Here is a 23,449-nt window from a genome sequence, read left to right on the forward strand (position 1 = left end):
CAGATCGAGGCCGCAGCGCACGGGGGTGCTGCTGCGGCCCGTCGATATGTTACGGCCGTATATCGGCAGGTTCGTCCCGGTCGCCCGGACCGGCCTTCCCGCTGGTTGCGGCGGGTTCGGCCCCAGCTTGCCCCACCGGCGCCTGCGGGCGCAGTACCGCGGCACCCACGACCAGCGCGAAGGCCAGCAGGGTGACCAGTCCGAACGACACCACCAACGAGGTCGCGTCGGCCACCGCGCCGATCGCCGACGGCGCGATCAGGCTCGAGGTGTAGGTGATCGTCGCGACGCCCGCGATGGCCTGCGCCGGGGCCGGCCCGCTGCGCGCCGCGGCCGCGAAGGCCAGCGGGACCACCACCGCGATGCCGAGCCCGATCATCCCGAAGCCGGCCAGCGCCCCCGCCGGATGCCGCGCCCCGACCACGAGCAGTCCGCCCGCGGTGGCCAGTACGCCGCCCACGCGGACCGTGCGCACCGGCCCGAAGCGGTCCACCACCCGGTCGCCGGCGAGCCGGGCCACGGCCATGGTGAGCGCGAAGGCGGTGGTGGAGGCGGCCGCCAGGCCCGCGTCAGTGTGCAGGACGTCCCGCAGGTAGACCGCCGACCAGTCCAGGCTCGCGCCCTCGGCGAAGACCGCGCAGAAGCCGATGGCGCCGATGAGCAGCGCGGACTTCGGGGGCAGCGCGAAGTGCGGCGGTGCCTGCGCCTCCTGATCACCCTTCAGGTCCAGCACGCCCCGTACGGCGACCAGCCCGGCCGCGGTGAGGACGAGCGCGGCGATCAGGTGGTGCGGCCGGGCGTCGGCCCCGGTGTGCGCGGCGACCGTGCCCGCGGCCGAGCCGAGCAGGGCGCCCACGCTCCACATGCCGTGCAGCGAGGACATGATCGAGCGGCGCAGCCGGTTCTCGGTCTCCACGCCCAGCGCGTTCATCGCCACGTCCGACATGCCGGAGGTGGCACCGTAGACGAAGAGCGCGAGGCAGAGGGCGGGCAGGTTCGGGGCGAGGCTCGGGAGGATCAGGGAGAGGGTCCACATCGCCAGCAGCCCCCGCAGCGCGGAGCGGGCACCGAAACGGTGGTTGATCCGCCCCGCCAGCGGCATCGCGAGCGCCGCGCCCAGGGCCGGGAAGGCGAGGGCGAGCCCGAGGGTGCCCGCGCTGAGCTGGGCGTGGTCCTGGATCCAGGGGATGCGGGTGGCGAAGGAGCCGGTGACGGCACCGTGGGCGCAGAAGACGGCGGCGATGGCGTAACGGGCCCGGCGCAGGCGCGCCGGGCCGAGATGTGTGTCCCCGGTCATGGCCAATAAACTATCAGGGAGCCTGCCTGATAGATATTGGCCGTGACTCCCTAGGATGGCGCCGTGACTCCTGCCCTCAGCCCGGTACCGTCCCCCGCCTCACCCAGCACGGCACGGGCCATCAACGACCGCCTCGCCCTGGAACTCCTCCAGGAGTCCGGCCCGCTGACGGCCCATCAGCTCAAGACGATGACCGGCCTCTCACGCCCCTCGGTCGCCGACCTCGTCGACCGGCTCACCGGAGCCGGGCTCATCGAGGTCGTCGGGGAGTCGGGCGAGCAGCGGCGCGGCCCCAACGCCAAGCTGTACGGGATCGTCGCCCGCCGTGCCCACCTGGCCGCCCTGGACGTGCGCATGGACCGGGTCACCGCCGTCGTCACCGACCTGCTCGGCCGTACGCTGGCCGAGGCCGCCCTGCCCGTCGGCGCGCCCGAGGACGCGGTGGCGGCCCTGCTGCGCCTGGCCCGCGAGGCCGGCGCGGCCGCACTGCACACCGTCGTCATAGGCGCCCCGGGCCTGGTCGCTCCGGCCACCGGCGAACTCCGCGACACCATCGGCCTGCCGGCCTGGCACCGGGACCTGGTGACGGCCCTGCAGCGGAAGCTGCCCGCCGTGGTGGTCGTCGAGAACGAGACCAACCTGGCCGCCCTCGCCGAGCAACGCCTCGGCGTGGCGCGCGACCTGGACTCCTTCGTACTGCTGTGGCTCGGCGCGGGCGTGGGCGCGGCCGTGGTGCTGGACGGGCGACTGCGCCGGGGCGCCTCCGGCGGGGCGGGCGAGATCGGCTTCCTACCGGTGCCGGGCACGGGCGGCCTGCCCTCGGCCGCCGACTGCGGGGGCGGATTCCACGCCCTGGCGGGCCGGGACGCCGTGACCGCGCTGGCGCGCGAGCACGGCTTCGCGGGCCCGGCGGAGGAGGCGGTGGCGGGAGCCGCGGGGGAGCCGTTCCTCGAAGCCCTGGCAGAGCGGCTCGCACTGGGCGCGGCGGCGGCCGCGGCGATCCTCGACCCGGGCTGCGTGGTCCTGGCGGGCGAACTCGGCCGCGCGGGAGGCCCCGCCCTGGCGTCCCGGGTCGCCCACCACCTGGCGCGGCTGACCCCGGTCCCTACGGAGGTCCGCGCCACGATGCTGGGGGACCCGGCGGTCCTGGCGGGGGCGCGACTGGCCGCGAGGGAGGCGGCGCAGGCGGTGCTGTTCGGGGGCTGAACGGCGCCGGCGCGGTTCCCTGGGGCTCCGCAGATTCAGCCTCGCCGGCGTTTGAGGCGCGGTGGTCCGGGGGCTGGCCCCCGGCAGCGGCGGCGTGCCCGCGCCTCAAACACAGGCGGGGCTGAAAGCGCGGCGGCGGCGGCGCGCCCGGCTACCGGGGCCGGTGCGTCAGGAAATCCGCGAACGTTCCCCGGCCCACCGCGTGCGACGGTGTCAGATTGCCGCCCCGCTTGAAGCCCGCGTACGCCTTGCCCGCCAAGGGCAGGGGGATCACCCGTCGGCGGCGGCCCGTCGCCGACAGGTAGGTGCGGGCCAGCTCCGGCAGGGTACGGATCTCCGGGCCGCCCATGTCCGGAACCCGGCCCGACGGGGTCGGGACCGCCAGTTCCGCCAGCCGGTCCGCGACCTCGCCGACGGCGATCGGCTGCACCCGCACCCCGCTCGGCACCGGCACGACCGGCAGCTTCGCCGCCATGCCCACCACCTGCGCCACCAGGTCGTGGAACTGCGTCGTGCGCAGAATCGTCACGCCCAGCCCGGACTCCTCCAGCAGCCGCTCCACCCTCAGCTTCGTCCGGTAGTAGCCGAGGGGGACCACGTCCACGCCCACGATCGAGATGTAGACGATGTTCGTGACCGTCCCCGCCCGCCGGGCCGCCGCGATCAGGTGTCCGGCGGCCACCTCGTCGCCCTTCCCCCCGCCGCGCGTGTTGCTCGCGCAGTGCACGATGACCTCCGCGCCCGCCATCGCCGCGTCCAGCCCGCTGCCGTCCCGCAGGTCGACCGGGTGGTCCGGGGCGTGCCGGCTCAGTACGCGGACCTCGTGGCCCGCCTCCCGCAGCCGGGCGACGACCAGGACGCCGAGGGTGCCGGTGCCTCCGGTGACGAGGATGGTGCTCATGGGGTCCGCCTTTCGCAGGGAACGTCTCTTCGGCAGCTGAGACCGGACAGCCCTCAGGAACGTGACAGCTGTCGCCGCAGGAATCCCAGCTTCTCCGGGTTGACCACCGCGCTCATGCCGCTGACCAGCCCGTTCTCGAATTCCACGAGGAGGACCGCCACCTCGCCGAAGAGCACCGCGGGCGATCCGTTGACCTCCGCGACGCTGACCGGCAGGCCCGCCACGTACTTCTCCAGCACCCCGACCGCGAAGCGGGCCACCTTGTCCCGCCCCAGGATCGGCCGCCGCGCCGCGCCGACCACGCCGCCGCCGTCCGACACGTACCGCACGTCGGCCGTCAGCAAGCCCTCCAGCCGGGCCAGGTCCCCGCCCCGCGCCGCCGTCAGGAAGGTCTCCACGAGGCCCTGCCACCGCTCGGGATCCGCCTCGAAGCGCTGCTCCGGCGCGGCCGCCCGGCCCGCCGCCACCCGGCCCGCCGCCCGCCGGTAGAGCTGGCGGCAGTTGGCCTCGGAGAGGTCCAGGACCCCGGCGATCTCCCGGTGGCTGTACGCGAAGGCCTCGCGCAGCACGTACACCGCCCGCTCCACGGGCGTGAGCTGCTCCAGCAGCACCAGCAGCGCCATGGACACGCTGTCGCGCTGCTCCGCCGACTCCAGCGGGCCGAGCGTCCCGTCCCCGGTGAGGACCGGCTCCGGGAGCCAGGGGCCGACGTACTCCTCGCGCCGGGCCCGCGCCGAGGTGAGCTGGTTCAGGCACAGGTTCGTGACGACCTTGGCGAGCCAGGCCCCCGGGTGCTCGATGTCCCCGCGGTCCGCCGAGGCCCAGCGCAGGTACGCGTCCTGCACGGTGTCCTCGGCCTCCGCGGCGGAGCCGAGCATGCGGTAGGCGATGCCGAACATCCGGGTCCGGTGTTCCTCGAAGTCCGCGACGGCCGCGGTGACATGGCTGCTCACCGGACCAGCCTACGAGGGCCGGGTGCGGGCGGAACGCGTGAGGACCCGGTGGCCGCCGGGCCACCGGGTCCTCACACATCCCGAACCGTCGTCAGCAGGCGCCCTGGTCCCTCCAGACACCCCATTCACCCGTGGTGCCGGGCTCCTCGTTCTGCGTCCACCACTGGGCCTTCCAGGTGCGGCCCTTGTGCGAGACGACGTTGCCGGCGTTGTAGACCTGCCCCGCCACGTACGCCGGGCCCGTGCACGCACCGCCCGTCGCGGGCGGCGTGGTCGGAGGCGTCGTCGTCGGGGGAGTGGTGGTCGGGGGAGTGGTGGTCGGCGGGGTCGTCGGGCCGCCCGGCTCCACCAAAGTCGTGCCGCGGGCCAGGTCGCCGGTGATGCCGTACGTCTTCCCGCCGAAGCTCACCGTCCAGTTGGAGGGGGTCGAGGTCGGCAGGTAGTAGACGAAGTCCAGCTCGACCGAGGCGCCCGGGGCCAGGGACTGCCAGGCCGGCAGCTTGAGCGAGACCCGGTTGTAGTCGCCCTTCAGCCCGCCCACGTTGTTGCCGGTGTGGTCGCTGCGGATGATCGTGGTGTTCCAGCCGGACTGGTCCTTGGCGTTGCCGGGCGCGGAGGAGGAGTAGTCGAACTGGAACTCCGTACCGCCCGGCAGGGTCGCCGTGGTGTTGTTGGTGATCTTCAGCTTCGGGCTGATCGGGTAGTTGGAGTCGCCGAGCGGGAACTGCCCGAACTCCGTGTCCACCTTGATCACCTCGGCCGGCATGGTGATCGTCGCGCGCTTGGCAGCGTACGGCGGCGCCGACTTGAACTTCTGGTACATCGCGTCGGTGAGCGTGTCGCCCATCTCGTACTGGCCCTTGGCCGCGTTGTACTCGTAGTCGCCCGCGAGCTCCCAGACCATCGTGCCGCCGATGCCCTTGTTCACCACGTAGTCGGCCTTGGCGTTGACCGACTGCTCGTCCTCCGTCGAGAGGAAGACCTTCTTCTGGGCGTTCCACAGCCACGGCGCCACCAGGGTGGAGTCGTACTTGCGGACGTAGGTGCCGGTCAGCGTGGTGCCGGCCGGGAAGCCGTACCGGGTGACGTAGTCGCCGACGACCCCCTTCTCCAGGTTCTTGGCGTGCCACATGGGGTTGGAGCCCGCCGGGGACTCGACCCCGTTGGTGTCCTTGTCGTGCCACAGGTTGTCGATGCCGACCGCGCCGTCACCGCACTTGGTCAGGCCCGCACCGGCCGGGCAGGTGGTCGCGGGGGCCTTGCCCCACAGGCCGTCGGTGCCGCCCTGCACGTTCTTGAAGCCACGGGTGTAGTAGGGCAGGCCGATGTTGATGCGGCCGCCCGGCATCGAGCCGCGGAAGTAGTGGTACGCCCAGTCGGTGTTGAGGTAGCCGATGCCGCCGTACTGGGAGGTGGAGTAGACGCCCGCGGCGGCCAGCTCGCCGTCCTTGCCGTCGTCGAAGAGCGAGGCGTTGGGGCCGACGTACTCGTTCCAGGCCCCGTGCAGGTCGTAGGACATGATGTTGACGTAGTCCAGGTACTTCTGCATCTGGAACGTCTCCATGCCCCGCAGCAGGTAGCCGGAGGAGGGGGCGGCGACGGAGAGCAGGTAGTGCTTGCCGTCGGCGGCGCCCGCGCGGTCGAGCTTCTCGCGCAGGGACTTCATCAGGGCCGCGTAGCCCTTGACCAGACCGGCGCGGCGGGCGTTGGACAGCTGCCAGTCCAGCGGGTTGCCCGCGTCCTTCATGGTCGTCGGGTATTCGTAGTCGATGTCGACGCCGTTGAAGCCGTACGTGCGGATGAACTCGACCGAGGAGTCGGCGAAGGTGTCGATGCCGGCCTGGTTGACCGAGCCGTCGGCGTTCGTGGCCATCGAATAGAAGCCGCCGGAGGCGACCCGGTTGCCGTCGTCCCCGAAGTGGCCGCCGGTCTCCGCCCAGCCGCCGACCGAGATCAGCGTCTTGACGCCCGGGTACTGCTTCTTGAACTTCGTCAGCTGGTTGAAGTGGCCCTTGTAGGGGAGGGCCGGGTCCATCTCGGCGCCCGCGACCCCGGGCCACGTCATTCCGGTGGCGGCGTTGTTCGCGTTGTCCGTGCCGACCGAGATCTTGTTGTCCGCGCCGACGTGGGCGAAGGCGTAGTTCAGGTGGGTGACCTTGGACCACGGGATGTCGTGGGCGAGGTAGGCGGGGGCGCCGTCCTTGCCGGTGCGCCAGCCGGTGAAGTATCCGATGACGCGGCGCTGGTGGTCGGCGCCCATCTTCTCGCGGCCCTCGAAGTCGTAGACCGAGCAGTACGGGACGTCGACGCCGGCCGTCTTGTACAGCCCGTCGGGGCGACAGCTCTCGTGGTCGGCCGCGTGCGAGACGCCCGCCGAGAGCCCGCCCACCAGCAGTCCGGCGATCGCGGCGCCGGATGCCAGGAGCATCACTCTCGTACGTGTGGGGGACAGCATTGTGCCTCCTGGGGAGGGGAGGATGCAGGACACATCTGGACACGACATGAAGCAACGTGACTGAGGCAGAAGCGTGTTGGCCCGTGATGTGCGCACATCTGACGGGCTGTTCCCGGAAGTTGAAGGGAACGTTAAGAGGACTAGACCAAACCGTCAATAGGTCTGGACCAATCCCCGGCTCAATCCCCGGCCCCATCCGCGGCCGCTTGATGAAGTCCCCATCGGCCCACCCCTGTGAGCCAGGCCACACCCCGTCCCTCGCATGGCCTTCGATCGCCCGTGGCAAACTGGCTGCAGTACCAGTAAGCAGCGCACTCCGGGGTCGGTGTAATTCCGAACCGGCGGTTATAGTCCGCGACCCGTCCGCAGCCAGCGGCCGGTTGACCAGGTGAGATTCCTGGACCGACGGTTAAAGTCCGGATGGGAGGCAGTGCGCGGCGGGCCAGTCACCGGTACGCCGCCGTCGGCGGTTCATCGGCATATCCCCGTGGATGTGTCCGATCGGACCGTTCTTCCGGCCTCGGCGTCCCCCTGTGAGCTGGACCGCTTCATCTGTCGTATCCCGACAGGCCCCGGAGTCCGTGCCCGATGAGGCAGGAGGACCCGGTGGCGACACACGCCGCGCACGCAGCACCCGACGCGGGCACCCGCGCCATGCGCCGAGCCATCGAGCTCGCGGCCCGCGGACTCGGCTCCACCAGCCCCAACCCGGTCGTCGGCTGCGTCATCACCGACGCCTCGGGCACGGTCGTCGGCGAGGGCTGGCACGAACGGGCCGGCGGCCCGCACGCCGAGGTCCACGCCCTGCGCGCAGCGGGCGAGGCCGCCCGCGGCGCCACCGCCTACGTCACCCTGGAGCCCTGCGACCACACCGGCCGTACGGGCCCCTGCTCCCGCGCCCTCATCGAGGCCGGGGTCGCCCGCGTGGTCTACGCCGTCTCCGACCCGAACCCGCAGGCCGGCGGCGGGGCCGCCACGCTGCGCGCCGCCGGGGTCGACACCGAGGCCGGGCTGCTCGCGGACGAGGCCGAGGAGGGCAATGCCGCCTGGCTGACCTCCGTACGCCTGGGGCGCCCCTACGTCCTGTGGAAGTACGCCGCCACCCTCGACGGCAGGATCGCCGCCGCCGACGGCACCAGCCGCTGGATCAGCTCTCCGGAGTCCCGCGCCGACGTCCACCGGCTGCGCGCCGAGGCCGACGCCGTCGTGGTCGGCTCCGGCACCCTGCGCGCCGACGACCCCCACCTGGCGGTCCGCGGCATCGAGGGCGCCCGCCAGCCCCTGCGCGTGGTCCTGGACACCCGCGCCACCGTCCGGCCCGCCGCCCGCGTCCTCGACGGGGCCGCCCCCACCCTGATCGCCGTGGCCGAGGACCTGGACGAGGCGGCCACCCGCCACCTCGCCGGCGTGGAGCTGGCCCGGCTCCCGTACGACAAGGACGGGATCTCCGTGGACGCCCTCCTCGGCGAGCTGCACCGGCGCGAGGTCCGCTCCGTCCTGCTCGAAGGCGGCCCGACCCTGGCCGGCGCCTTCGTCGCCGCGGGCGCCGTCGACAAGGTCGTCGGCTACCTCGCCCCGGTCCTCCTCGGCGCGGGCCCCACCGCCCTCGCCGACGCCGGCATCGGCACCCTCACCGAAGCGCTCCGGCTCCGGATCACCGAGACCGTCCGCATCGGAACAGACATCCGCATCACCGCCGTGCCCACGGCGCCGCCCGTCCCCACAGCCCTCAAGGAGCACTGAGTGTTCACCGGAATCGTCGAAGAACTGGGCGAGGTCACGGCCGTCGAGCAGCTGGAGGAAGCCTCCCGCTTCCGGCTGCGCGGCCCCCTCGTCACCGAGGGTGCCAAGCACGGCGACTCCATCGCCGTCAACGGCGTCTGCCTGACCGTCGTGGACACCGCCGACGGCGAGTTCACCGCCGACGTCATGCAGGAGACCCTCAACCGCTCCAGCCTCGGCGCCCTGACCGCGGGCTCCCGGGTCAACCTGGAGCGCCCGATGGCGCTGGGCGGACGGCTCGGCGGCCACCTGGTCCAGGGGCATGTGGACGGCACCGGCGAGATCCTCTCCCGCACCCCCTCGGAGCACTGGGAGATCGTCAAGATCGCCCTCCCGGCGAACCTCGCGCGCTACGTCGTCGAGAAGGGCTCCATCACCGTCGACGGCGTCAGCCTCACCGTGGTCGAGGCCGCCGCCGACTGGTTCACCATCAGCCTGATCCCCACCACCCTCGCGCTGACCACGCTCGGCATCAAGCAGCCCGGCGACCCGGTCAACCTGGAAGTCGACGTCCTCGCGAAGTACGTCGAGCGCCTGCTGGCCGCCGGCGTGGACCCGCTGCACGCGACGGGAGACGAGCAGTGAGCGCCCTGACCTGGCTCAACGCGGAGGCCTTCACCGTCTTCGGCCAGAAGGTCATCTGGTCGGACATGATCGGCAACCTGATGGGCCTGGCCGCCCTCGCCCTCGGCTGGCGCCGCTCCATATGGACCTGGCCCGCTCAGCTCCTCTCCGGCCTGATCCTCATCGCCGCCTACGCCTCCGCCCACCTCGCCGGCGGAGTCGGCAAACAGCTCCTGGTCATCGGCGTGGCCGCGTGGGGCTGGCGCGCCTGGCAGCTCGGCAGGCAGCAGGCCCAGGACGGCTCCATCGCCGTGCGCACCGCCACCTGGAAGGAGCGCGGACTGCTCGTCGCCGGAGCGGCGCTGGGCACCCTCGCCGTCGGCGGCCTGTTCACGCTCTTCCCGGACCTGTCCTGGAGCCCGTGGGCGGACGCGTACATCTTCGTCGGCACCATCGTCGCGATGGTCGCCCAGGCCCGCGGCCTCGTCGAGTTCTGGTTCGCCTGGCTCCTCGTCGACCTGGTCGGCGTGCCCCTCGCCTTCAGCAACGGCCTGGCCTTCTCCGGCCTCGTCTACGTCGTGTACTTCGCCCTCGTCCTGTGGGGCGCCTACGACTGGTACCAGCGCTCGCGCACCACGCCCGCCCCCGCCCTGGAAGGAGCCACGGCATGACCAGCCTCAAGCCCGTGCCCGGCATCGAGTTCGAAGAGACCTTCCGCCTCGACCCCGTCGAGCAGGCCATCCGCGACATCGCGGCGGGCCGGCCCATCGTCGTCGTCGACGACGAGGACCGCGAGAACGAGGGCGACCTCGTCATCGCCGCGGAGAAGGCCACCCCCGAGATCATCGCCTTCATGATGAGCGAGTGCCGCGGGCTGATCTGCGCCCCCATGGAGGGCCCCGAGCTGGACCGGCTCGAACTGCCCCAGATGGTCCGGAACAACACCGAGTCGATGAAGACCGCCTTCACCGTCTCCGTCGACGCGAGCGCCGCGCACGGCGTCTCCACCGGGATCTCGGCCGCCGACCGCGCCACCACCCTGCGGCTGCTCGCCTCCGGGACCTGCGAGCCCGGCGACCTCGTCCGCCCCGGCCACATCTTCCCGCTGCGCGCCAAGCCCGGCGGCGTCCTGGTCCGCAACGGCCACACCGAGGCCGCCGTCGACCTCGCCCGCCTCGCGGGTCTGCGCCCGGCCGGCGCCATCGTGGAGATCGCCGGCGAGGACGGCGTCATGCTGCGCCTGCCCGAGCTGATCCCCTTCGCCCGCAAGCACGGCCTGACGATCATCTCCATCGAGGACCTGATCGCCTACCGCCGCTCCGCCGAGCCCACCGTGCGCCGCGAGGCCGAGGTCAGCCTGCCGACCGCCTTCGGCGACTTCACGGCGTACGGCTACCGCTCCACCGTGGACGGGGTCGAGCACGTCGCCCTCGTCCACGGCGAGATCGGGGAGGGCGCGGACGTCCTGGTCCGGCTGCACTCCGAGTGCCTGACCGGCGACATCTTCGCCTCGCAGCGCTGCGACTGCGGACCCCAGCTGCACGCCTCCATGGAGCAGATCAAGACCGAGGGCCGCGGCGTCGTCGTCTACCTGCGCGGCCACGAGGGCCGCGGCATCGGACTGCTGTCCAAGCTGCGCGCGTACGAGCTCCAGGAGCGCGGCCGTGACACCCTCGACGCCAACCTGGAGCTCGGCCTGCCCGCCGATGCCCGCGACTACGCGGCCGGCGCGCAGATGCTCGCCGACCTCGGCGTGCGCAGCGTCCGGCTGCTGACCAACAACCCGGACAAGGCGTCCGCGCTGGTCCGGCACGGCATCACGGTCACCAGCCGGGAGCCGATGCCGGTGGAGGCCGGCGAGCACAACCTGCGGTACCTGCGCACCAAGCGGGACCGGATGGGCCACGACCTGCCCTGGCTGGACGGGACCGTGACCACCACCTGCGGCAACCAGTAAGCACGCACCACCCGTACGTCCACTCGTACATCCACCCGTACATCCACCCGAACATCCACGAACCACCGAGGAGCAGAGCTGTGAGCGGCAAGGGCGCACCCGAACTGAGCGTGAAGAACTGCGGAGACCTCCGGGTCGCCGTGATCGCGGCCCAGTGGCACGAGAAGGTCATGGACGGACTGGTCGACGGCGCCCTGCGGGCCCTGCACGAGCTGGGCATCGACGAGCCCACCCTGCTGCGCGTCCCCGGCAGCTTCGAGCTCCCGGTCGTGGCGAAGGTACTGGCCGGTCGCGGTTACGATGCCATCGTCGCCCTCGGAGTGGTCATCCGCGGCGGCACCCCGCACTTCGACTACGTCTGCCAGGGCGTCACCCAGGGCCTGGTACAGGTGTCGATCGACACCGGAGTCCCCGTCGGCTTCGGTGTCCTGACCTGCGACAACGACGAGCAGGCGCTGGACCGCGCCGGGCTCGAGGGGTCGAACGAGGACAAGGGGCACGAAGCGGTCACCGCCGCCGTCTCCACCGCCATGACCCTGCGGACCGTCAGCGAACCCTGGCGCTGAGTGGCGTGGGGGAACCCCGTATTCTGAGGACCATCATGGCGAACAAACCCTCCAAGAGCTTCGAAGAGCTCTTCACGGAGCTCCAGCTCAAGGCCGCCAACGGCGACCCCAGCACCTCCCGCACCGCCGAGCTCGTCCACAAGGGCGTCCATGCCATCGGCAAGAAGGTCGTCGAGGAGGCCGCCGAGGTCTGGATGGCCGCCGAATACGAGGGCAAGGAAGCCGCCGCCGAGGAGATCTCCCAGCTGCTCTACCACGTCCAGGTGATGATGGTGGCGCGCGGGATCTCCCTCGACGACGTCTACGCGCACCTCTGATCCCCGGCACGCACACCCCGCCCGCATTCACGTAATCCACGCACCAAAGGAAGCCCCATGCTGCGCATCGCCGTCCCCAACAAGGGTTCACTCTCCGGACCGGCGTCGGCGATGCTCCATGAGGCCGGCTACCGCCAGCGCAAGGAGTCCAAGGAGCTCGTGGTCGTCGACCCCGAGAACGGGGTGGAGTTCTTCTACCTCCGCCCCAAGGACATCGCGATCTACGTCTCCTCGGGCAAGCTCGACATCGGCATCACCGGCCGTGACCTGCTGCTCGACTCCGGCGCCAGCGCCGAGGAGATCCTTCCGCTGAACTTCGGCCGCTCCACCTTCCGCTACGCCACCAAGCCCGGTACGGCGAAGGGCCCCGAGGACTTCCACGGGATGACGATCGCGACCTCGTACGAGGGAATCGTCGCCAAGCACCTCGCCGAGAAGGGGATCGACGCCTCCGTCGTGCACCTGGACGGCGCGGTCGAGACCGCCATCCAGCTCGGCGTCGCCCAGATCATCGCGGACGTCGTCGAGACCGGCACCAGCCTGCGCAACGCCGGCCTGGAGGTCATCGGCGAGCCGATCCTCACCTCCGAGGCCGTCGTCATCCGCGGCAACGGCACCGACGCCGACGACCCGCAGGCCCAGCAGTTCCTGCGCCGCCTGCAGGGCGTCCTGGTGGCCCGCAGCTACGTGATGATGGACTACGACTGCCGCGCCGAGCACCTGGAGCGCGCGGTCGCCCTCACCCCGGGCCTGGAGTCGCCGACCATCTCCCCGCTGCACAACGAGGGCTGGGTCGCGGTCCGCGCCATGGTCCCGGCCAAGGAAGCCCAGCGGATCATGGACGACCTGTACGAACTCGGCGCGCGCGCGATCCTCACCACGTCGATCCACGCCTGCCGTCTCTGATCCCCCTCTCGCAGAACCGAGCGCACCTCATGACCGAGCCCGCCGCCCCGCCCGCACCGCCCGCCCTGCCGGTCACCTTCCGGCCGACCCGCACCCGGGCGGTCCTGCTGAGCGTCGGGCTCGCCATGTTCGCCACCATCACGACGATCGCGCTCCTGCTGGAGACCCTCAGCACGGGGGAGCGGATCAGCTTCGTCTTCACCGCGGTCCTGCTGACCTCCGTCCTCGTCCTGCTCAGCCGCCCCAAGGTGGTCGCGGACGAGGCCGGCGTCACCGTCGTCAACCTGACCACCACCCGCCGTCTGGAGTGGGCGCAGATCCTGCGCGTCAACCTCCGCCCCGGCGACCCGTGGGTGTTCCTGGACCTCAGTGACGGCACCAGCCTGCCCGCCCTCGGCATCCAGCCGGGTGTCGCCAAGCAGCAGGCGATCGGCGACGCCCGCGCCCTGCGCGCCCTCGCCGAGGCCCGGGGAACCGGCACGAAGGACCACTGAGGCGGCCGAACCTCGTCGCTGCGTACCGTTGCGGCGGCGATCTCAATGACTACCCTGGTGGCGGGGCGCAGCCGTGCGCCCTCCCACTTGCCCCGGGGCCCCCCGGGCCTGCGGGTGACCTGCTACCTGAGGAGTGACTCCCTCCAGCAATGGACGGATCGTCCGGTAATACCCGCGCCGCCCTCCCCACGTGGGCGGCGGCATGACCATCCCGCTACTCCTGCTCGCGGCGGCTTTCACCCTGATCCTCGCCAACGGCTTCTTCGTGGCAGCCGAGTTCGGCCTCGTCACCGTGGAGCGTCCCGAGGCCGAGCGCGCCGCAGCCGACGGTGACCGCCGTGCCCGTACGGTCGTCAAGGCCCTGCGGGAGCTGTCCTTCCAGCTCTCCGGCACCCAGCTCGGCATCACCATCACCTCCCTCGTGGTCGGCATGCTCGCCGAGCCCGCCCTCGCCGCACTGCTGGCCGGGCCGCTCGCCGCGACCGGCCTCCCGCGGGGCGCCGTCCCCGGCGCCGCCGTCGTCATCGGCATGCTGCTCGCCTCCGCCGTCCAGATGGTCGTCGGCGAGCTCGTCCCGAAGAACTGGGCGGTCTCCCGGCCGCTCCAGGTGGCCCGCTTCGTCGCCGGCCCCCAGCACGCCTTCTCCCGCGTCTTCCGACCGGTCATCTCCGGCCTCAACGCCGTCGCCAACCGGCTCGTCCGGGCGCTCGGCGTGGAGCCGACGGAGGAAATGGCCTCGGCCCGCACCCCCGGCGAACTGGTCTCCCTGGTCCGCCATTCGGCTCAGGCCGGCGCCCTCGAACAGGACACCGCCGACCTCTTCGTACGGACCCTCTCGCTGGGCGAGCTCACGGCCCAGCACGTCATGACCCCCCGGGTGAAGGTCAGCGCCCTGCAGCACACGGCCACCGCGGCCGACGTGCTCAACCTGACCCGTGCCACGGGCCTGTCCCGCTTCCCGGTCTACCGCGAGCGCATCGACGAGATCACCGGCGTGGTCCACCTCAAGGACGCCCTCGCCGTGCCCGAATCCGCACGCGACCGCACCTCCGTGAGCCGGATCTGCGTCCCCCCGCTGCTGGTGCCCGGCTCCCTGCCGGTGCAGCCGCTGCTGGAGCGGCTGCGCAGCGAACAGCCGATGGCCGTGGTCGTCGACGAGTACGGCGGCACCGCCGGCGTGGTCACGCTGGAGGACATCGTGGAGGAACTCGTCGGAGAGGTGCGCGACGAGCACGACCTCGCCGAGGACGAGACCCCCGAGCTGGCCGCCGTACCGGCCGAGGACGGCCGCCCCTCCTGGGAGGCCGACGGCAGCTGCCGGGTCCAGACCCTGCGCCGGATAGGCCTGGAAGTGCCCGAAGGCCCGTACGAGACCGTCGCCGGCCTCGTCGCCGACCTGCTCGGCAGGATCCCCGCCCCCGGGGACCGCGCGGAGCTCCCCGGCTGGAAGCTGTCCGTCCGCCGCGTCGGCCGCAACCGCGCGGAGCGGGTGCGCCTGGTCCGGCTGACGGCGGTGCCCGCGGTCGGCCCGTACCGGCAGGCCTCCGGGGCCGACACCGCCGCCGTGCTCGGCTCCGGCCGCCCCGGCGACCCGGCCGCCCGGCCGGCCCAGCCGTCCCAGCCGGCCCAGCTGGAAGGCGCCGCCCGGTGAACGTGCTCCAGCTCCTCTTCGCCCTGCTCCTGGTCCTCGCGAACGGCTTCTTCGTCGGCGCCGAGTTCGCCCTCGTGTCCGTACGCCGCAGCCAGATCGAGCCCCTCGCGGCCGACTCGAAGCGGGCCCGCCAGGTGCTCCACGGCCTGGAGAACCTCCCCCGCATGATGGCCGCCGCCCAGTTCGGCATCACCATCTGCTCCCTCACCCTCGGCGCGGTCGCCGAGCCCACGGTGGCCCGGCTGCTGGAGCCCGTCTTCCACGCCGTCCACGTACCCGAAGGCCTGATCCACCCCCTCGGCTACGCCATCGCGCTCGCCGCCGTGGTCTTCCTGCACCTGGTCATCGGCGAGATGGTCCCCAAGAACCTCGCCATGGCCGCCCCCGAGAAGACCGCCCTGTGGTTCAGCCCCGGCCTGGTCGCCTTCGCCCGTCTCTGCGGGCCGGTGACCACCGCGCTCGGCGCCTGCGCCAAGCTCGTCCTGAAGCTCTTCAAGGTCGAACCCAAGGACGAGGTCGAGGCCGTCTACACCTCCGCCCAGCTGGGCCGGCTCCTCAAGGACTCCCGGCAGGCCGGGTTCCTGGAGCCGGTCGAGCAGGAGCGGCTCGAGGACGCCCTGGAACTGGGCAGCCGTCCCGTCACCGACGTCCTCCTCGACCGGGACCGCCTGGTCACGGTCGGCCCCGGCGTGACCCCGCGGCAGATCGAGCAGCTGACCGTGCGCACCGGCTACTCCCGTTTCCCCGTCCGTGCCGACAGCGGCGCCTTCATGGGCTACCTGCACGTCAAGGACGTACTGGACCTGGAGGACCGGGAGCGGGCCGTGCCGCAGCGGGTCTGGCGCCGGATGACCACGCTGTGCGCCGACGTCCCGCTGGATGACGCCCTCGGCGTCATGCGCCGCGACGCCACCCACCTGGCGCAGGTCGCGGATCCGGGAGGCCGGGTCCTCGGCCTGGTGGCCCTGGAGGACGTCCTCGAAATGCTGGTCGGAGAGGTCCGCGACCCCTCACACCGGGCGTACGTGCGCGGCGCGTAGCCGCGGCCCTGCGGCGCCTTTGCGGGGGCTCCGCCCCCGGACCCCCGCGCCTCAAACGCCGGCGGGGCTGAAATGTGCCGCTGCGCGGCAAGCCAGCCGCGCCGGACGGACGGCATCAGCCAGTTCCAGCCTCGCCGGCGTTTGAGGCGCGGGGTCTGGGGCGGAGCCCCAGTGAGCCCCGCGCAGCGGCTACGGCGGCCCGCGCAGCGTCACAACGCCGGCGGCTCGGGCCGTTCCTGGGGGCCGCGGCCCGACAGGACCTCGCCGTAGGCCTGCATCAGGTCCGGCAGCCGCAGCGTGGCCAGGTCGTCCCGCGACGGCTCGCCCGCGAAGCCCGCCAGCCGCAGGTCCCGGTACGCGCAGCTCTTCTCGTACAGGGTGCGCAGGAAGCGGCCGTTGCCGAGCTCGTCGATCCAGCCCTGCTCCACGACGTGCCCGCTGATGCTGCGCAGCTCCTCCAGGGCCTCCTCGTCCCAGCGGTCCCCGTTCGCGTCCGCCAGCACCCCGCCGATCGCGGTCAGCTCCAGCGGCCGGTAGCTGGGGAAGTCCACCCGGGTGGTGAACCGCGAGGACAGCCCCGGATTGGCGGCCAGCAGCCGGTCCATCCCGGCCGGGTAGCCGGCCAGGATCACCACCAGGTGGTCCCGGTTGTCCTCGGCCCGCTTGAGCAGTACCTGCAGGGCCTCGTCGCCGTACGCGTCGCCCTTGCTGTAGCCCGAATTCGACAGGGAGTACGCCTCGTCCACGAACAGCACCCCGCCGATCGCGGAATCGATCAGCTCGTTCGCCTTCACCGCGGTCTGCCCGAGGAACTCGCCCACGAGGTCGGCCCGTTGGGCCTCCACCAGATGGTCGCCGCCGAGCAGGCCCAGCGCGTAGAAGACCCGGCCCAGGATCCGGGCCACCGTCGTCTTGCCGGTGCCCGAGGGCCCGGAGAACACGAAGTGGCGTTTCGGCGGCTGCACCGGCAGGCCCTGCCCCGCCCGCAGCCGCGCCATGTGCAGCTGCGCGGAGAGCGCCTTCACCTGCCGCTTGACCGGCTCCAGGCCCACCATCCGCTCCAGCTCCGCAAGGGCCTCGGCGAGCGCCGCCGGGTCGGCCGGCCCGGCCGGCAGCCCCTCGGGGGCGCCCTGCGGCGGGACGGTCACCTTGCGCCGGGCGCCCTCCACCCGGCCCCCCGGGGGCGTGGGCGGAGCCAGCGGATCGGGCTCCACCTGGCCGTCCGCCGCGATGTCCTGGACGGGCCCGCCGCCCAGCGCGACCGCCGCGAAGTCCCCGCCGGCCGGGGACGGACCGTGCCCGCCGTAGGCCCCGTACCCGGAGTACCCGGCCAGACCCGCCAGATCGGCCATGCCGTCGGTGTCGTCGCCGTCCTCGATGGCCGTCAGCCGGGCCGCGGTGTCCATGAACGAGGGATCCACCCGGTGCACCGCCCGGTACAGCGGCAGCGCCGCCGCGCTGCGGCCGGTGCCCTCGTGCGCCCGCGCCAGCCAGTACCGCAGCTCCTTGCGCTGGGGCTGTTCGCTGCGACACCGCATCAGCGCCGCCGACAGCATCGGCTCGGCCTGTCCGTACATCTCCAGCCGGACCCGGGCCATCCCGCCGAACAGGCCGGCCTCGATCCCCAGCAGCGGATCGTTCACCAGCGGCTCGGTGTGCCGGACCAGCTGCTCCCAGTCCTTGACCAGATAGGCCCGGCAGGCGTGCAGGAACCGCACCTGCGTATCGGTGTCCACCGGCGGCAGCGCGGCGAGGGCCTGGTCCAGCTCGGGCACGTGGCGGCCGTCCAGCCAGTGCGAGGCGTGGGCGAGGAGCAGGTCCCGCCTGCTCTCCAGCACCGGCTGCACCCACCAGCCCAGCCAGTACCAGGAGTTCAGCGTCCGCCGGTGCCGGGCCCGCTGTTCGCCGAAGCGGTCCCGGTGCGCGTACATCCGGAGTAAGGCATTGCTGGTGTCGACCCGCAGCGCGTGCAGGCCCAGCCATGCGTCGGCCATCGAGGGATCGAACCGTACGGCCGCCCGGAACTCCTCCTCGGCCTGCGGATAGGCGCCCATGGTGCAGGCGTCGACTCCGCGCAGCCAGGCGAGTTCGGCCGGGGCGTGCATGCTGCCCGGCGTGCCGAAATCCATCACGTCCCCCACAAGCCTGCCCCCGTGGTGCGCGGCAACTCCCGCGTCGAGCGCGCGAGTTGTCCGGTGCCCCGCTGGCGTCGCTGAAATCAGGGCTGCATCGTACCTGCGGTTTCACACCTTACGTAGGGCGCGACGGGGCCGGTTCGCGTGTGCGCCCCACGCCCACCCGGTGACTCAGGGTGAAGGATCGGGGCGGACCGGCCTCCGGGACACGGGTGCGCAGGGCCTTCCCGGGCAGAACGAAGCCCCCGATCACGGGGGAACAATCGGGGGCTTCGTGTCCGCGGCGGCCGGTGAAGGCCGCGCATTGAGAACGTAAGGCCGGTGCGGGCCCCCGGTCAAGCAGGTCGGTCGAGGCCCCGGGGGAGCGGATTTCCGGCGCCGGTCAGGCCCGGGGGAGTCCGTCACCGTCGGTGACAGAAGCGCCGGTTCCCGCCGTCGCACCGGTCCCGGAAGACCACTCGTATCCCGTACCGCTCTGGCGTACCAGGGTGTCGGCGAAGGGGCGCGAAGGGTCGCTGGAGAAGTGCGCGCGCTCCGCGCGCTCCCATCCGTCCCAGAAGTCGGAAAGTTCACGCCCGTCCCTGTTTCGCCCGCGCAGCCAGGCTTGCGCGCGCGGCGTCTCCATCCACAGCAGCCTCGCCAGATGCGGGCGCAACGCCCGCCGCCCGGCTCCGACCCCCTCGACCAGGATGACCGGCGCCGGCTCCAGCACCCGCCGCGGCCCGAAGCGGCGCTCCACCCAGTCGTACGGGGCCCAGTGCGCGGGCCGCCCGGCGGTGAGCGGCTCCAGCACCTGCGCGCGCAGCCGCTCCTCCCAGCCGAACAGCTCCTCGTGGCTGGCCACCTCGTCCAGATGCAGTACGGGCGCAGCGCCCAAGGCCTCGGCGAGCCGCCCCGCGAAGGTGCTCTTCCCGGAGCCGGCGTGCCCGTCGATCCCGATCAGGCGCACCGGGCCGAGGGAGCGCGGCAAGGCGGCGAGCTCCCGTGCGAGTGACTCAAGTGACTGGTGCGGCTCCACCCGACCAGCGTAGACAAGCCCGACACGACCCGTGGCTTCGGCGTACGACCGCCGGGAACTGGAAGGGTGAAGCCACCGAAGCGCCGACCCACCCTGGGGGAACCTCGCGATGACCGCACCCACGCCACGCCGGGCCCTACTCGCCGCCGCACTCGCGGTCGCCACCGCGGCCACCGCGGCCACCGTCTCCGGGGGCAGCGCCTCGGCGGCCACCCCGCCCGCCCCCCGGGCGGCCGGCCGCACCGTCGACAACCGCTTCTGGTTCTCGTACGGCCACTGGCTGGCCGGCACCCACCGGGGCACCACCGCCGTCGCCGGCGTCCGCCCCGGCCTGGAGATCGGAACGGCCACCGGCCGCACCGAGTACGCCGACCCGCACACCGGGAAGAAGAGCACCTGGGAGTACGCCACCTGGACCTCCCCGGTGCACCGCTCCACCGTGCCCGCCACCGAGGCCATCGCCTCCTGGAACGCCCGCACCCCGGCCGGCACCTGGATCCAGATCGAACTGCGCGGCATCTACACCGACGGCGCCACCACCCCCTGGTACGTGATGGGCCGCTGGGCCTCCGGCGACGGCGACATCCGCCGCACCTCGGTGGACGGCCAGACCGACGGAAGGTCCACCGTCTGGACCGACACCCTGGCCGTCGACGCCCCGGCCGCGGCCGGCGGCCTGCGCATCGCGGGCTGGCAGCTGCGTCTGACGCTCCACCGCCGGCCGGGCGCCGACCGCGGCCCCACCGTGTGGCTGGCGGGCGCCATGGCCTCCGACGTCCCGGACCGGTTCACCGTCCCCGCCTCCACGCCTTCCGGCACCGCCCACGAGCTGAAGGTCCCGCGCTACTCGCAGGAGACCCACGCCGGCCGGTACCCCGAGTACGACAACGGCGGCGAGGCCTGGTGCAGCCCCACCTCCTCCCAGATGGTCATCGAGTACTGGGGCCGCAAGGCGAGCGCCGCGGCCCTGGCCTGGGTGAATCCGAGGTACTCCGACCCGCAGGTCTGCCACGCGGCCCGCTCCACCTACGACGCCGCCTACAAGGGCTGCGGCAACTGGCCCTTCAACGCCGCGTACGCCGCCACCTACCGAGAGCTCGCCGGCGTCGTCACCCGCCTCACCTCCCTGACCGACCTGGAGACCCTGGTCAGGGCCGGCATCCCGGCCATCACCTCCCAGTCCTTCCGTGCGGAGGAGCTCACCGGAGCGGGCTACGGCACGACCGGCCACCTGATGACCGTCGTCGGCTTCACCGCCGCCGGGGACGTGATCGCCAACGACCCCCACTCGCCCGACAACCCCTCCGTCCGCCGCGTCTACCGGCGCGCCGAGTGGGAGAACATCTGGCTGCGGACCAAGCGCCTGGGCGCCGCCGGCAAGGTCACCTCGGGCACCGGAGGCATCTGCTACCTCTACGTCCCGGCCCTCCCGAGCCCGGCGCAGATCGCGGCGCTGAGGGCGGTCGGCGTGTGCTGAGAAAGCTCCGCTGGTAGGAGTGGCTTAAACGGCGGAATATGGGCATAAAGGGCATATAAGGCTTCTCATAGGAGGCAGCCCACCATGACCACTCATCCCAGCAGCATCGAGCACCACCCCGACCTTGCCGAGATGCGCACTCGGTTCGAGCGGGTGACCAGCACCCCAGCCGCGCAGGCCGTGGAGGCACTGGCCCTGGTCACGGGCCTGTACCTGGCGGCCTCGCCGTGGATCGCAGGATTCAGCTTCCTGACTCCACTGGCCATCAACAACCTGATCGCCGGCCTGGCGTTCTGCCTGTGCATGGGCGGTCTGGGTTCCGCCTACGAGCGCACCCACGCGATGGCGTGGACGGCGGTCGCCCTCGGCGCGTGGACCATTGTCGCCCCGTGGGTCATCGCCGGTGAGATGGACACGACTCGTACGGTGGTCAGCAACGTGATCACCGGAGCCGTCGCCCTGTGCCTCGGCCTCGCCATGGCGGCGATGGCCGGACGCAACCGCGAGTCCCGCGTCTGACCCGTTCCCGAACCGGCCGCCGGGCCCCGACTCCACCGTCGGGGCCCGGCGGCGTGACGCGCGCCACCAGTGACCCTCGTCTCTACCGCGAAGGCCGCGAACGCTGGCACATTGGTCACCATGACTGCCGACAGCGCCGCCCCCACCGCCCCCGCCGCCCGCGGCCTCGTTCGCACCGGGGGCCCCGAGGACGGCTCCTCCTGGCTGGAGCACGTGCTCGGCTGGACCCTCGTGGTCGTCGTCGCCATGTTCGTCACCCAGGTCGGCTGGCTCTAGCTCCCTCCTGACCCGCCTCCGGCTCCGCCCGCCAGTGCCGGTCCGGAACGCCCACCAGCCCGTACAACCTGCGTACGGGCGAGCGCGCGGGCAGCAGCACCACCCCGGCCAGCAGGGCGAACAGGCCGAGCCCGAGCCACCACCCCAGCACCCGTACGAGGACGCTCGCGCCCAGCGCCCCCGCGCACGGCAGCCCGTACACCCCCGCCCCCGCGATCACCACCGCGACCGCCCGGGGCACCTTGAGGTCCGCCGCCGCACCCGGCAGCCGCCAGCCCTCCACCAGCCAGCCGATCTCGGCGAGCAGCATCGTGCCGATCACGGCCGTGCCGAAGACCACGAGCGCCAGGAAGGTCCCCGAGGTCGCGAAGTCCAGGCAGCGGTTGACCACGCGGTCCGCGGACCAGCCCGTGAAGGTGCCCGGATCGGCGCTCAGCAGCCGTCGGTACCCGGTGCCGTCCCACCCGTGGATCAGGGTGAAGAACAGCAGGAAGTACCCGGCCACGGCCTGGAGGTAGCCCCAGTACCCGGCTCCCACCAGCACGAACGGCCGGGCCGCCAGAAACCCGAGCAGTGCGCCCACCACCACCGAGCCCGTGTGGAAGAGCGCGAAGCCGGCCCAGACTCCGCCGTGGCCGCGGGCCACGTGCATGGTGGCCCAGGCCGGATTCTGCCAGAGCAGGTACATTCCGGTCGGGGCGAGCAGCAGGGCCGCGTAGAGCACGGTGAGCGTCAGGTACGGATCGGCCGCGCGGCTCCTCGTACGACGTGACCACGAGCGTGGCCATGAGCGTGACCCTGAGGAGGCGGTCTCGTCGCGGACCGTGCGCGCCCACCACTGGAGCTGGCGCCCGGCCGCCACCGCGAAGGTAGCGCCGATGCCGTAGGCCCACAGGGGCGCCGCCTGCACCGGGATCACGAGGCCTCCAGCCGCAGTCCGTCGGTGACGATCACGTCGGAGGTCACCAGCGCCTGCTCCGCGGTGACCCGGGTCATGAAGACGAACGGCGGGATGACCGGGGGAGCGGGCAGTCTCTCGGGGCTGAAGGTGACGCACAGCAGTCCCTCGATGCAGCCGCTGAACCTCGTCAGGTACAAGGTCACGTCCCCGCGCAGATCGAGGGAGTCGGCGGCGAGCCCGTACTCGTCCCGGCCGTCGCGGGTGCGCAGCCGGTAGTCGTGGAGGGAGGCCGCGCGCATCTTCAGCACCAGCACCTTCAGCGGGCCGTCCACGGTGGGGACCTGGGTGACGCCCGCGAGGGCGAAGCCCTGGGGCGCGAAGAGCGAGGTGGTGACGGTCGGGGGAGTGCGGGCGGCCATCGGGACCGGGGGGCCGACGGCCGGGGAGCTCGCCGGCGCGGACCCCGCGGCCGGCGCGGCCTTCGCCGGCGGGGCGCCCGTCGCCAGCGCCGCCACCAGCACCACCGGCAGCGCGGCGGCCAGCGTCCGCGGGCCGCCGCCGTCCGGGCTCCGCCGGTACGGGCCCTCGTCCGCGTCGTCCTCGCCCGCGTCCTCCCCGGGCAGCGGCGTCCAGCCGAAGGCCAGTGCGCTCCCCGCGATGCCGAGAGCCATCCCGACCAGGAACCCGCCCAGGTTGGTGGCCACGAAGGACAGCACCGACAGCAGCAGGGCGTGCAGCGAGACGTACGCCCTGGCCTGCGGCAGGAACCACAGGAACAGACCCGCCAGGATCAGCGCGACGCCGATCCCGATGGCCGCGATCCCGCCGAGGCCCAGGCTGACCAGCACGGTCAGCGGGGAGAGCGGGACCAGCAGCAGCTCGGTCCCGCCCGCCATCACCAGCAGTCCGCCCCAGAACGGCCGGGTCCGGCGCCAGACGCGCAGCCGCCGCCGGTGCTCCGGCAGCGGCAGCCGCCGCTGCCGGAGCAGGCAGCTCTGTATGCCTCGTAGGCTCCGCGCGCTGCCCAGGCCCGC

22 protein-coding genes and 1 riboswitch are annotated in these 23,449 nt (G+C 72.6%); of the genes, 14 read left to right on the plus strand and 8 right to left on the minus strand.

The features are described 5' to 3' along the window. Positions 1–49: 49 nt before the first annotated feature. Positions 50–1,297 (minus strand): MFS transporter, encoded by a 1,248-nt coding sequence (locus tag ACZ4TV_RS15480; RefSeq protein ID WP_468134747.1) that lies wholly within the window; start codon positions 1,295–1,297, stop codon positions 50–52. A gap of 63 nt (positions 1,298–1,360) precedes the next feature. Between ACZ4TV_RS15480 and ACZ4TV_RS15485 the strand changes: the two genes are divergently transcribed. Continuing rightward, positions 1,361–2,503 (plus strand): ROK family transcriptional regulator, encoded by a 1,143-nt coding sequence (locus ACZ4TV_RS15485; protein ID WP_468134749.1) that lies wholly within the window; start codon positions 1,361–1,363, stop codon positions 2,501–2,503. Positions 2,504–2,654: 151 nt separating this feature from the next. On the opposite strand, the gene ACZ4TV_RS15490 is transcribed toward ACZ4TV_RS15485, so the two are convergent. The 3 genes from ACZ4TV_RS15490 to ACZ4TV_RS15500 form a co-directional block, all read right to left on the minus strand. After that, complete coding sequence (locus tag ACZ4TV_RS15490; RefSeq protein WP_468134751.1) at positions 2,655–3,404, minus strand: SDR family oxidoreductase; 750 nt, start codon at positions 3,402–3,404, stop codon at positions 2,655–2,657. 53 nt (positions 3,405–3,457) lie between these two features. Continuing rightward, on the minus strand, positions 3,458–4,357 hold the full coding sequence (locus ACZ4TV_RS15495) for an RNA polymerase sigma-70 factor (protein ID WP_468134753.1): 900 nt from the start codon (positions 4,355–4,357) through the stop codon (positions 3,458–3,460). A 91-nt stretch (positions 4,358–4,448) separates the two neighbouring features. Beyond that, positions 4,449–6,812, minus strand: coding sequence for a chitinase C-terminal domain-containing protein (locus tag ACZ4TV_RS15500; RefSeq protein WP_468134755.1), 2,364 nt, complete (start codon positions 6,810–6,812; stop codon positions 4,449–4,451). A 307-nt stretch (positions 6,813–7,119) separates the two neighbouring features. After that, positions 7,120–7,250: riboswitch (FMN riboswitch) on the plus strand. Between the two features lie 150 nt (positions 7,251–7,400). Here ACZ4TV_RS15500 and ribD point away from each other — a divergent pair. The 10 genes from ribD to ACZ4TV_RS15550 all read left to right on the plus strand — a co-directional run bounded on the left by ribD (position 7,401) and on the right by ACZ4TV_RS15550 (position 16,089). Further along, positions 7,401–8,555, plus strand: coding sequence for a bifunctional diaminohydroxyphosphoribosylaminopyrimidine deaminase/5-amino-6-(5-phosphoribosylamino)uracil reductase RibD (ribD, locus tag ACZ4TV_RS15505; RefSeq protein ID WP_468134757.1), 1,155 nt, complete (start codon positions 7,401–7,403; stop codon positions 8,553–8,555). Further along, positions 8,556–9,179, plus strand: coding sequence for a riboflavin synthase (locus tag ACZ4TV_RS15510; RefSeq protein WP_468134758.1), 624 nt, complete (start codon positions 8,556–8,558; stop codon positions 9,177–9,179). Continuing rightward, entirely contained in the window at positions 9,176–9,829 is a 654-nt protein-coding gene (locus ACZ4TV_RS15515; protein WP_468134760.1) for a nicotinamide mononucleotide transporter family protein, read from the plus strand. Before ACZ4TV_RS15510 ends, ACZ4TV_RS15515 begins: the two co-directional genes overlap by 4 nt. Then, positions 9,826–11,115, plus strand: a complete 1,290-nt coding sequence (locus ACZ4TV_RS15520; protein ID WP_468134762.1) for a bifunctional 3,4-dihydroxy-2-butanone-4-phosphate synthase/GTP cyclohydrolase II — start codon at positions 9,826–9,828, stop codon at positions 11,113–11,115. The genes ACZ4TV_RS15515 and ACZ4TV_RS15520 overlap by 4 nt, the downstream gene beginning before the upstream one ends. Before the next feature lie 80 nt (positions 11,116–11,195). Then, positions 11,196–11,681, plus strand: coding sequence for a 6,7-dimethyl-8-ribityllumazine synthase (ribH, locus tag ACZ4TV_RS15525; RefSeq protein ID WP_007262951.1), 486 nt, complete (start codon positions 11,196–11,198; stop codon positions 11,679–11,681). A gap of 35 nt (positions 11,682–11,716) precedes the next feature. Then, complete coding sequence (locus ACZ4TV_RS15530; RefSeq protein ID WP_468134764.1) at positions 11,717–11,998, plus strand: phosphoribosyl-ATP diphosphatase; 282 nt, start codon at positions 11,717–11,719, stop codon at positions 11,996–11,998. 57 nt (positions 11,999–12,055) lie between these two features. Further along, positions 12,056–12,904 (plus strand): ATP phosphoribosyltransferase, encoded by an 849-nt coding sequence (gene hisG / locus ACZ4TV_RS15535; protein ID WP_214944002.1) that lies wholly within the window; start codon positions 12,056–12,058, stop codon positions 12,902–12,904. Between the two features lie 29 nt (positions 12,905–12,933). Next, positions 12,934–13,398: a PH domain-containing protein gene (locus ACZ4TV_RS15540; RefSeq protein ID WP_468134766.1), complete on the plus strand. Its 465-nt coding sequence runs from the start codon at positions 12,934–12,936 to the stop codon at positions 13,396–13,398. Between the two features lie 202 nt (positions 13,399–13,600). Next, complete coding sequence (locus ACZ4TV_RS15545) at positions 13,601–15,049, plus strand: hemolysin family protein (protein WP_468134768.1); 1,449 nt, start codon at positions 13,601–13,603, stop codon at positions 15,047–15,049. Further along, complete coding sequence (locus ACZ4TV_RS15550; protein WP_468134770.1) at positions 15,046–16,089, plus strand: hemolysin family protein; 1,044 nt, start codon at positions 15,046–15,048, stop codon at positions 16,087–16,089. The genes ACZ4TV_RS15545 and ACZ4TV_RS15550 overlap by 4 nt, the downstream gene beginning before the upstream one ends. Positions 16,090–16,298: 209 nt before the next feature. On the opposite strand, the gene ACZ4TV_RS15555 is transcribed toward ACZ4TV_RS15550, so the two are convergent. Next, positions 16,299–18,218 carry an AAA family ATPase gene (locus ACZ4TV_RS15555; RefSeq protein ID WP_468134772.1) on the minus strand — a complete coding sequence of 640 codons (1,920 nt, stop codon included), beginning with the start codon at positions 18,216–18,218 and terminating at the stop codon, positions 16,299–16,301. Positions 18,219–18,606: 388 nt separating this feature from the next. Next, the gene (locus tag ACZ4TV_RS15560) at positions 18,607–19,242 is read right to left on the minus strand and encodes a uridine kinase family protein (protein ID WP_468134774.1); all 636 of its coding nucleotides are present in this window, start codon (positions 19,240–19,242) and stop codon (positions 18,607–18,609) included. A gap of 109 nt (positions 19,243–19,351) precedes the next feature. On the opposite strand from ACZ4TV_RS15560, the gene ACZ4TV_RS15565 reads away from it, so the two are divergent. From ACZ4TV_RS15565 to ACZ4TV_RS15575, 3 genes are all read left to right on the plus strand, one after another. After that, complete coding sequence (locus tag ACZ4TV_RS15565; protein ID WP_468134776.1) at positions 19,352–20,719, plus strand: peptidase C39 family protein; 1,368 nt, start codon at positions 19,352–19,354, stop codon at positions 20,717–20,719. Between the two features lie 84 nt (positions 20,720–20,803). Beyond that, positions 20,804–21,238, plus strand: coding sequence for an SPW repeat protein (locus tag ACZ4TV_RS15570; protein WP_468134778.1), 435 nt, complete (start codon positions 20,804–20,806; stop codon positions 21,236–21,238). 120 nt (positions 21,239–21,358) lie between these two features. Then, complete coding sequence (locus ACZ4TV_RS15575; RefSeq protein WP_468134780.1) at positions 21,359–21,514, plus strand: SCO1431 family membrane protein; 156 nt, start codon at positions 21,359–21,361, stop codon at positions 21,512–21,514. Here ACZ4TV_RS15575 and ACZ4TV_RS15580 read toward each other — a convergent pair. Next, a complete protein-coding gene (locus ACZ4TV_RS15580) occupies positions 21,492–22,433 on the minus strand; it encodes a hypothetical protein (RefSeq protein WP_468134782.1) in 942 nt (313 codons plus the stop codon). The two genes, ACZ4TV_RS15575 and ACZ4TV_RS15580, sit on opposite strands and share 23 nt — an antisense overlap. Further along, a complete protein-coding gene (locus ACZ4TV_RS15585) occupies positions 22,430–23,416 on the minus strand; it encodes a DUF6114 domain-containing protein (RefSeq protein WP_468134860.1) in 987 nt (328 codons plus the stop codon). The genes ACZ4TV_RS15580 and ACZ4TV_RS15585 overlap by 4 nt, the downstream gene beginning before the upstream one ends. Positions 23,417–23,449 lie beyond the last annotated feature (33 nt).

This window comes from Streptomyces sp. NPDC028910 (genome assembly GCF_055564955.1).